The sequence below is a fragment of the Microbacterium sp. CCNWLW41 genome (assembly GCF_037083505.1).
In genome coordinates this window covers 1,728,872-1,737,855 of the sequence record NZ_JBAOJP010000001.1, presented here as the reverse complement: position 1 = coordinate 1,737,855, position 8,984 = coordinate 1,728,872, and the positions used below count along the sequence as shown (strand labels likewise).

Sequence of the window (8,984 nt, the reverse complement as noted above, 5' to 3'; positions counted from 1 at the left end):
CGTCGGCGCGTCCGCCGGCGCCGTCGGGTGCTGCTCGGCCGGGGCGGCCGAGGGAGCCGCCGGGGCAGCGGGAGCGGGAGCGACGGCCGGGACGGGAGCGGCGGCGCGGGCCGGGAGCTCGGCGGGCGCGGCATCCGCCCCTCTGGCGAGCACGCGGGCGACCATGAGCTCGAGCTGCAGGCGCGGCGAGGTGGCGCCGGTCATGTCGTCGAGCGTGCCCACGACGAGGTCGGCGATGCGCGACAGCCGCGACGAGCCGAAGGCGTCGGCCTGTCGTCGCATGCGGGTGAGGTCGTCGGCCGAGACGCCCCGCAGGACGGCGGCGGCGTCCTGGCCGGTCGCGGCGACGACGATCAGGTCGCGCAGGCGTTCCAGCAGGTCGTCGACGAAGCGGCGGGGGTCCTGACCTGTCTGCACGACCCGGTCGACGGCGGCGAACGCCGCCGAGGCGTCGGATGCGGCGAACGCGTCGACGACCTCGTCGAGCAGCTCGGCGTGCGTGTACCCGAGCAGGGCGACGGCCCGTGCGTACCGCACGGTCATCGCCTCGGACCCGGTGCCGGGGTCGGAACCGGCGATGAGCTGATCCAGGAGCGACAGCGTGTCTCGCGGGGAGCCGCCGCCCGCGCGGACCACGAGCGGCAGAACGCCCTGCTCGACCTCGACGCCCTCCTGCGCGCACAGCTGCTCGACGTACTCGAGCATCGCCGCGGGAGGCACGAGCCGGAACGGGTAGTGGTGCGTGCGCGAGCGGATCGTGCCGATGACCTTCTCGGGCTCGGTCGTGGCGAAGATGAACTTGACGTGATCGGGCGGCTCTTCGACGAGCTTGAGCAGGGCGTTGAAGCCCTGCGGCGTCACCATGTGCGCCTCGTCGAGGATGAAGATCTTGAACCGGTCGCGGGCGGGCGCGAACACGGCACGCTCGCGCAGATCGCGCGCGTCGTCCACGCCGTTGTGACTCGCCGCGTCGATCTCGACCACGTCGAGCGATCCGCCGCCGCCGCGCCCCAGCTCGACGCAGCTGTCGCACGTGCCGCACGGGGTGTCGGTCGGCCCCTGAGCGCAGTTGAGGCAGCGGGCGAGGATGCGGGCCGACGTCGTCTTGCCGCAGCCGCGCGGGCCCGAGAACAGGTACGCGTGGCCGACCCTGTCGCTGCGCAGGGCGGTCATGAGGGGTTCGGTGACCTGCGACTGCCCGATCATCTCGCCGAACGACTCGGGCCGGTAGCGGCGGTAGAGGGCGGTGGTCACTCCCCCAGCCTACGGCGTGCGTCCGACATCCCGGCGGCCGGATCGGGGGCGGTCCCGCCGGCACGCGGGATCTCGCCGCGCCGGCACGACGCGTTTCGGCGCGGGCTCAGACGTCGACCCCCTGCTCGATATCCGCCGCCCCCACCACGATCGGGATGGACGAGGTCACGGTAGGCACCGACGCCGACAGCAGCGAGCCGTCCTCGCGACGTGCGTCGCCCAGCTCGCGCAGCGTCGGGCGTCCCGAGATCACCGGGCCCTGCCCCTCCAGCGCCACCACGACCTGCTCGCCGGCGCCGACCACGTAGCCGACGCCGCGCACGCTGAAGCCCACCGGGTCGCCGGCCCCCGCGCGCACCCGCAGCTCGTCGCGCGTGACCGTCACGGTCAGCGGCGTGCCGTGCCAGTGCACCACGAATTCCAGCGACGGCCACGCCGCGGGCAGACGCGGGTCGAACGACAACTCGCCGAAGTGGTCGCGCATGCCGCCGAAGCCCGAGACGAGCGCCGTCCACACGCCGCCCGCCGACGCCACGTGCACACCGTCGGCGGCGTTGTGGTGCAGATCCCCGAGGTCGACGAAGATCGACTCGCGGAAGTACTCCAGCGCGAGGTCCTGGTAGCCGACCTCCGCAGCGAGGATCGCCTGCACGACCGCCGACAGCGTCGAGTCGCCCGTGGTCAGCGGGTCGTAGTACTCGAAGTCGGCGAGCTTGTCCTCCGCCGAGAAGTGGTTCCCCTGCAGGAACAGCGCGAGCACGACGTCGGCCTGCTTGAGCACCTGGTACCGGTAGATGACGAGCGGGTGGAAGTGCAGCAGCAGCGGCCGCTTGTCGGGAGGGGTGTTCTCGAGGTCCCAGATCTCGCGCTCGAGGAACACATGGTCCTGCGGGTGGATGCCGAGAGTCGGGCTGAACGGGATGTGCATCGCCTCTGCGGCCCGCTCCCAGGCGTCGGGCTCGCCGGGCTCCAGCGACAGGCGGTCGACCATCTGGCGGTACACCTCGCCGTCGATCTCTGCCATCTCGCGCACGGTGCGGGCCGCGAATCGGAGATTGAACCGCGCCATGACGTTCGTGAAGAGGTTGTCGTTGACGACCGTCGTGTACTCGTCGGGGCCGGTGACGCCGTGGATGTGGAACGAGTCGCCCTCGCCGTCGATGACGCCGTCGTTCGAGCGCCAGAACCCGAGCGTCGCCCACAGCCTCGCCGTCTCGACGGCGATGTCGACTCCCTCGCGGAAGAGGAACTCCTCGTCTCCCGTGGCGCGCACGTACTTCGCCAGCGCATAGCTGACGTCGGCGTTGATGTGGTACTGCGCCGTGCCGGCGGCGTAGTAGGCGGATGCCTCTTCCCCGTTGATCGTCCGCCACGGGAAGAGCGCCCCCGCCTCGTTCAGCTGGAAGGCGCGCCGACGCGCGGCGGGGAGCATGAGGTAGCGCATGCGCAGTGCGTTGCGCGCCCACAGCGGGGTCGTGTAGGCGAGGAAGGGGAGCACGTAGATCTCGGTGTCCCAGAAGTAGTGGCCCGAGTACCCCGACCCCGTCATGCCCTTCGCCGGCACGCCCTGACCGTCGGCGCGGGCCGACGCCTGCGCGAGCTGGAACAGGCACCAGCGGGTCGCCTGCTGCAGGTCGTCGTGTCCGCCGATGCGCACGTCCGACCGCTCCCAGAACGCGTCGAGCCACGACCGCTGCTGCGCGCGGATCGCGTCCACGCCCTCGGCCAGCGCGCGGTCGAGGGTGCGACGGCAGCGGTCGACGAGCTCGCGCGACGGCACGCCGCGCGACGTGTGATAGCTGACGAGCTTGGTGACGCGGATCGGCACGCCCGCCTTCGCCTGCACGCGGAAGACGTTCTTGGCGATGTCGGGCTCGATGAGGGTGCGCGAGGTGTGCTCGTTGGCGGTCTCGACCAGGTGATCGGCGACGATCGCGATCGTCATGCCGGACTCCGTCGCGCGGTACGACAGCGCGGAGCGCAGCCGGTCCTGCCAGTACTCCTGCGGCTGCAGCACGCGCTCGTGGAACCGCTCCGTCTTGCGCGGATCGAACCCGGCGCGCTTGGGCGCCGAGGGCGTGCCGCCGTAGACGTCCTCGCCGTCCTGACGGTTGATCATCTGGCAGCTCACGGTCACCGGAGCGTCGGCGTTGAGGACGGTGACGTCGATCGTCATGACGGCGAGGTGCTTCTCCTCGAAGGGCACCATCCGCTCGAACTCGATCTGCACCTCCTTGCCGGACGGGGTCACCCAGATGAGATGGCGACGCAGCACGCCGTCGCGCATGTCGAGGACGCGCTCGTACTCGCGCAGGTCGGCCACGTCGAGCGACAGCGGCTCGTCGTCGACGTAGACGCGCATGATCTTCGCGTCGGGCGCGTTGATGATCGTCTGCCCCACCTCGGCGAAGCCGTATGCCTGCTCGGCGTGGCGGATCGGGAACGTCTCGTGGAAGCCGTTGATGAACGTGCCGTGCTCGTGGGCGAAGCGACCCTCGGGGTGGTTGCCGCGCATGCCGAGGTAGCCGTTGCCGACGGCGAAGAGCGTCTCGGTGACGCCCGCGTCGTCGATGTCGAACGACTTCTCGACGAACCGCCAGGGGTCGACGGGGAACCGATCGCGGTTGATCATCGCGCGAACTCCTCCAGGTCGTGCACCACCACATGGGCGCCGGCGTCCAGGAGGTCGTCCTCCCCGACACCGCGATCGACGCCGACGACGAGCCCGAATCCGCCGGATGCGGCCGAGCGCACGCCGCTGATGGCGTCCTCGACCGCGGCGCTTCGGGCTGGCTCGACGCCCAGCATCTTGGCGGCCTCGACGAAGACGTCGGGCGCGGGCTTGGACGACAGGTGGTCGCGCTCGGCGATGACGCCGTCCATCACGACGGTGAATCGGTCGCGGATGCCGGCGGCGGCGAGCACCTCCTCGGCGTTCTTCGAGCTCGAGACGACCGCGACCGGAGTCCCGGCATCCGCCAGCAGGTCCAGCACCCGCAGCGACCCGGGGTACGGGGCGATCCCCTCGGCGCGCAGCACGCGTTCGAAGACCGCGTTCTTGCGGTTGCCGATGCCGCACACCGTGTCGGCGGAGGGATCGTCGGACGGATCGCCCCACGGCACCTCGACGTCGCGGGAGCGCAGCAGGCTCGCCACCCCGTCGTACCGCTTCTTCCCGTCCAGGTAGTCGAAGTAGTCGCGCTCCGTGTACGCCGGCGTGATGTCCCAGGCCGCGAACAGCTCCTCGAACATCGTCTGCCACGCGTGCATGTGCACTTCGGCGGTGGGCGTCAGCACGCCGTCCAGATCGAACAGCACGGCGTCGAAGGCGGTCAGATCGGGCAGGGCGTCGGGAGCCACAGGACCTCCGGGGAGCGAGGGGAGCGGGTGGATGCGTCGGCACTCCGTCGCGCCGCTCAGCAAAGCGTAATGCGGGCGGGAGCCCAGCCGACACCCCGTGACGTTCAGGGACGGGCGACGCCCAGCGTCTGCCGGGCGATCTCGAGCTCTTCGTCGGTCGGCACGACGAGGACGGTCACGGCCGAGGCATCCGTCGAGATGATCCGGATGCCGCGCTCCTGCTCCTCATTGCGGACCGGATCGATCTCGACTCCGGCGAAGCCGAGGGTCTCCAGCGCGCCCGCGCGCACGTGCGGCGCGTTCTCGCCGACGCCCGCCGTGAACGAGATGACGTCGGCGCCGCCGAGCTGCGCCAGGTAGGCGCCGGCATAGGCGCGCAGCCTGTGCACGTACACCTCGAAGGCGAGGATCGCCCGCTCGTCGCCGCGTGCGACGGCGGCGCGGATGTCGCGCAGGTCGTTGGAGCCGGCGAGCCCGAGCAGCCCGCTGCGCTTGTTCAGCAGGTCGTCCAGCTCGTCGATCGACAGGCCGGCGCGACGGGCGAGCTGGAACAGCACGGCGGGGTCGATGTCGCCCGACCGAGTGCCCATGACCAGCCCCTCGAGAGGCGTGAAGCCCATCGAGGTGTCGATGGAGCGTCCGCCGTCGATCGCGGTGACCGACGCCCCGTTGCCCAGGTGGAACACGATCTGCTTGAGCTCGCCCAGCGGGCGCCCGAGGAAGGCCGCCGCCGCCTCGCTGACGAACTTGTGCGAGGTGCCGTGGAAGCCGTAGCGCCGGATGCGGTGGGATGCCGCGACCTCGGTGTCGATCGCGTACGTGTAGGCGGCGGGAGCCAGCGTCTGGTGGAACGCGGTGTCGAACACCGCCACGTGCGGGACGTCGGGGAACGCGTCGCGCGCTGCCACGATGCCCGCGAGGTTCGCGGGGTTGTGCAGCGGGGCGAGCACGGCGAGCTCGTCGATGTTGATCTCGACGAGCGGCGTGATGAGGGTGGGCTCGAAGAACCGCGCCCCGCCGTGGACGACCCGGTGGCCGACCGCGACGGGCGGCGTGTCGGTCAGCGAGGGACCGTCGGAGGCGAACGCGTCGAGCATGACGGCGAAGCCCGCGGTGTGATCGGGGATCGGCAGCTCGCGCGTGCGGGTGGCGTCGAGGAAGGTCGGCGAGGCGCCGTCCGTCGGCGCGGCGTACACCGTGTGCCGCGCGACGCCGACAGACTCGCCGATCCGCTCGACGAGGCCGGACGCCAGCGTCCGCTCGGTGTCCATGTCCAGCAGCTGGTACTTGAACGACGACGACCCGCTGTTGATGACGAGCACCGGTGTCATGCGTTCACTCCCCCTGCGCCTGGATCGCCGTGATGGCGATCGTGTTGACGATGTCGTCGACGAGCGCCCCGCGCGACAGGTCGTTGATCGGCTTGTTCAGCCCCTGCAGCACCGGTCCGATCGCGACCGCGCCGGCCGATCGCTGCACGGCCTTGTAGGTGTTGTTGCCGGTGTTGAGGTCGGGGAAGACGAAGACCGTCGCGCGGCCGGCGACCTCCGAGTCCGGCATCTTCGCCGCGGCCACGGCGGCGTCGGCGGCGGCGTCGTACTGGATGGGGCCTTCCACGAGCAGCTCGGGGGCGCGGGAGCGGACCAGGGCCGTGGCATCCCGCACCTTCTCGACGTCCGCACCGGACCCGGATTCCCCCGTCGAGTACGACAGCATCGCGACGCGGGGCTCGATCCCGAACTGCGCCGCCGTCGCGGCGGACGAGATCGCGATGTCGGCGAGCTGCTCGCTGGTGGGGTCGGGGATGACCGCGCAGTCGCCGTAGACGAGCACGCGGTCGGCGAGGGCCATGAGGAAGACGCTCGACACGACCGAGACACCCGGCTTCGTCTTGATCACCTCGAACGCCGGCCGGATGGTGTGGGCGGTGGTGTGCGCCGCCCCCGAGACCATGCCGTCGGCGAGCCCGAGGTGCACCATCATCGTGCCGAAGTACGAGACATCGGTGACGGTGTCGGCCGCCTGGCTCACGGTGACGCCCTTGTGGGCCCGCAGCCGGGCGTACTCCTCGGCGAACTTGTGCACGTGAACGGCGTCCAGCGGCGAGAGCACCTCGGCGGCCTTGATGTCGATGCCGAGCTCGATCGCGCGGGCGCGCACCTCGAACGGCTCGCCGAGGATCACGAGGTCCGCGATGCCGCGCTTGAGGACCGTCGCGGCGGCGCGGAGCACGCGGTCGTCGTCGCCCTCGGGCAGGACGATCCTCTTGCGCTGCGCGCGCGCCCGCTCGATGAGCTGGAACTCGAACATGAGCGGTGTCACCACGGTCGCACGGGCGACGCCGAACGCCGTGAGCAGCTCGTCGGTGTCGACGCTCTGCTCGAACAGCGCGAGGGCGGTGTCGTAGCGGCGCTGCGAGTCGGCGGCCAGGCGGCCGCGCGTGCCCATGATCCGCACCGACGTCTCGTACGTGCCGAGCTCGGTGGTGATGATGGGGACGCTCGAGCCCAGGCCCTCCAGGAGCCGCGTCACCGGCTCGGGGATCTCGAAGCCGCCGTTGAGGACGATGCCGGAGATGGACGGGAAGGTGCCCGAGGCGTTGGCCAGCAGCGTGGCGAGCAGGACCTCGGAGCGGTCGGCCGGGATGACGACCACCGCGCCCTCGAGCAGACGCGGCAGCACGTTGACCATGGACATGCCCGCGACCACGACGGCCAGCGCCTCGCGGGTCAGCCGGTCGGGGTCCCCGCCGATCAGCTCGCCGTCGACCGAGCGCATGATGCCGCGGATCGACGGCGCGACGAGAAAGCGGTCCTCGGGGAGGGCCCACACCGGCACCGTCTCGCCCGAGGCGCCGGCGGAGGTCTCGTGGGAGTGTGCCTGGACCGAGCGGCGCAGCGCGGCGATGGTCTCGTCGAGCCGCTCCGGATCGGCGCGGTTCGCCACGACGGCGAAGAGCTTCGCGCGGCCGTGCTGGAGCTCGGCGAGCGCCAGATCGGCGATCTGCCCGACCTCCTCCGGCGTGCGCGGCAGCGACGACCCCAGCTGCTCCGGCTGGGTCTGGTTCTGAGCCGACCGACCGCCCAGCACGAGCAGCACAGGGGCGCCGAGGTTCGCCGCGATGCGCGCGTTGTACGCCAGCTCGGCAGGGCTGCCGACGTCGGTGTAGTCGCTGCCGAGGATCACCACCGCGTCGCACTGGGCCTCGACGGCCTTGTAGCGCTCGACGATCGTCGCTAGTGCGGCATCCGGATCATGGCGGACGTCGTCATAGGTGACGCCGAAGCAGTCGTCGTACGCGAGATCCACCCCATCGTGGTCCAGGAGCATCTCGAGCACGTAGTCGCGCTCGATCGTCGAGCGCGCGATGGCCCGGAACACCCCCACACGCGGTGTCGCGTGGCTCAGCGCGTCGAGCACGCCGAGCGCGACCGTGGACTTCCCGGAGTGGCCTTCGGCCGACGTGATGTAGATGCTCTGCGCCACCGGTCCAGCCTACGGGCGGGCCGGAGTGCTCGGCCAGGCAGGGGGCCGCATCACGCGCCGGGGCGCGGCGTGGGCGCGCTCGGCTACCCTCGGGTCATGGATGCGCCCCGGCCCGGTATCGACGTCCCCGACCACCGCGGCAGGACAGGGCTCGACCGCACGGGGCGCGACCTCGACCGCAACCCGGACGTGCGGGTGACCGAGGTGGAGGTCCTGGCGTCCGCGTGGCACGTGCTGCGGCGCACGACCCTGGACTACCGCACCCCGTCGGGCCGCTGGGAGACGCAGCAGCGCGAGACGTACGATCGCGGCAACGGCGCGACCGTGCTGCTCTACGACCCCGCCCGCCGCACCGTGCTGCTGACGCGGCAGTTCCGCTACCCCGTGTACGTCAACGACCACCCGGACGGGATGCTGATCGAGACGGCCGCCGGCCTCCTCGACGAGGACGACGCCGTGACGGCCATCCGGCGCGAGACCGCCGAGGAGACCGGTGTCGACATCGGCGAGCTCGAGCACGTGTGGGACGTGTACATGAGCCCCGGGTCGGTCACCGAGCGCCTGCATTTCTTCGCCGCGCCGTACGACGCCTCGACGCGGACGGGCGACCGCGGCGGCGTCGAGGAGGACGGCGAGCACATCGAGCTGCTCGAGCCGCACATCGACGAGGCGCTCGCGATGGTGCGCGACGGGCGGATCCAGGACGCGAAGACCATCATGCTGCTGCAGTGGGCGGTGCTCGACGGCCCCTTCGCCGCCGCAGGCGCCCGGAAAAATTAAGACTCTCCGCGAACCCGGCAGAGCCTGGTTACCCTTGCTACGTTTCCGTCCTGGGGGAGTTGGCCTGGATGCCGCCTCGCGGAGAGCTGCCTACAGTCTAACCC

The 8,984-nt window shown here is 71.2% G+C and carries 6 protein-coding genes and 1 other RNA gene; 1 reads left to right on the top strand and 6 read right to left on the bottom strand.

Annotated features, from left to right (window positions below):
- The 5 genes from V6R91_RS07820 to pta form a co-directional block, all read right to left on the bottom strand.
- Positions 1–1,254: DNA polymerase III subunit gamma and tau (locus V6R91_RS07820; RefSeq protein ID WP_336395003.1), on the bottom strand; the 1,254-nt coding region annotated here is incomplete at its 3' end.
- 106 nt (positions 1,255–1,360) lie between these two features.
- Complete coding sequence (locus V6R91_RS07815; protein ID WP_336395002.1) at positions 1,361–3,886, bottom strand: glycoside hydrolase family 65 protein; 2,526 nt, start codon at positions 3,884–3,886, stop codon at positions 1,361–1,363.
- The gene (locus V6R91_RS07810; RefSeq protein ID WP_336395001.1) at positions 3,883–4,614 is read right to left on the bottom strand and encodes an HAD family hydrolase; all 732 of its coding nucleotides are present in this window, start codon (positions 4,612–4,614) and stop codon (positions 3,883–3,885) included. Before V6R91_RS07810 ends, V6R91_RS07815 begins: the two co-directional genes overlap by 4 nt.
- A 104-nt stretch (positions 4,615–4,718) precedes the next feature.
- Complete coding sequence (locus tag V6R91_RS07805) at positions 4,719–5,945, bottom strand: acetate/propionate family kinase (RefSeq protein ID WP_336395000.1); 1,227 nt, start codon at positions 5,943–5,945, stop codon at positions 4,719–4,721.
- A 4-nt stretch (positions 5,946–5,949) separates the two neighbouring features.
- Positions 5,950–8,100: a phosphate acetyltransferase gene (gene pta / locus V6R91_RS07800; RefSeq protein WP_336394999.1), complete on the bottom strand. Its 2,151-nt coding sequence runs from the start codon at positions 8,098–8,100 to the stop codon at positions 5,950–5,952.
- 96 nt (positions 8,101–8,196) lie between these two features.
- On the opposite strand from pta, the gene V6R91_RS07795 reads away from it, so the two are divergent.
- On the top strand, positions 8,197–8,880 hold the full coding sequence (locus V6R91_RS07795; protein ID WP_336394998.1) for an NUDIX domain-containing protein: 684 nt from the start codon (positions 8,197–8,199) through the stop codon (positions 8,878–8,880).
- Here the strand turns inward: V6R91_RS07795 and ffs are convergent.
- Positions 8,875–8,971: signal recognition particle sRNA small type (gene ffs / locus V6R91_RS07790), an RNA gene on the bottom strand. The genes V6R91_RS07795 and ffs overlap by 6 nt on opposite strands.
- Between the last annotated feature and the right edge of the window lie 13 nt (positions 8,972–8,984).

Excerpts from the sequence above, each read along its gene's own strand:
- V6R91_RS07805 (WP_336395000.1), bottom strand. The coding sequence starts at position 5,945 with ATGACACCGGTGCTCGTCATCAACAGCGGGTCGTCGTCGTTCAAGTAC.
- V6R91_RS07795 (WP_336394998.1), top strand. The coding sequence starts at position 8,197 with ATGGATGCGCCCCGGCCCGGTATCGACGTCCCCGACCACCGCGGCAGG.
- V6R91_RS07815 (WP_336395002.1), bottom strand. The coding sequence starts at position 3,886 with ATGATCAACCGCGATCGGTTCCCCGTCGACCCCTGGCGGTTCGTCGAG.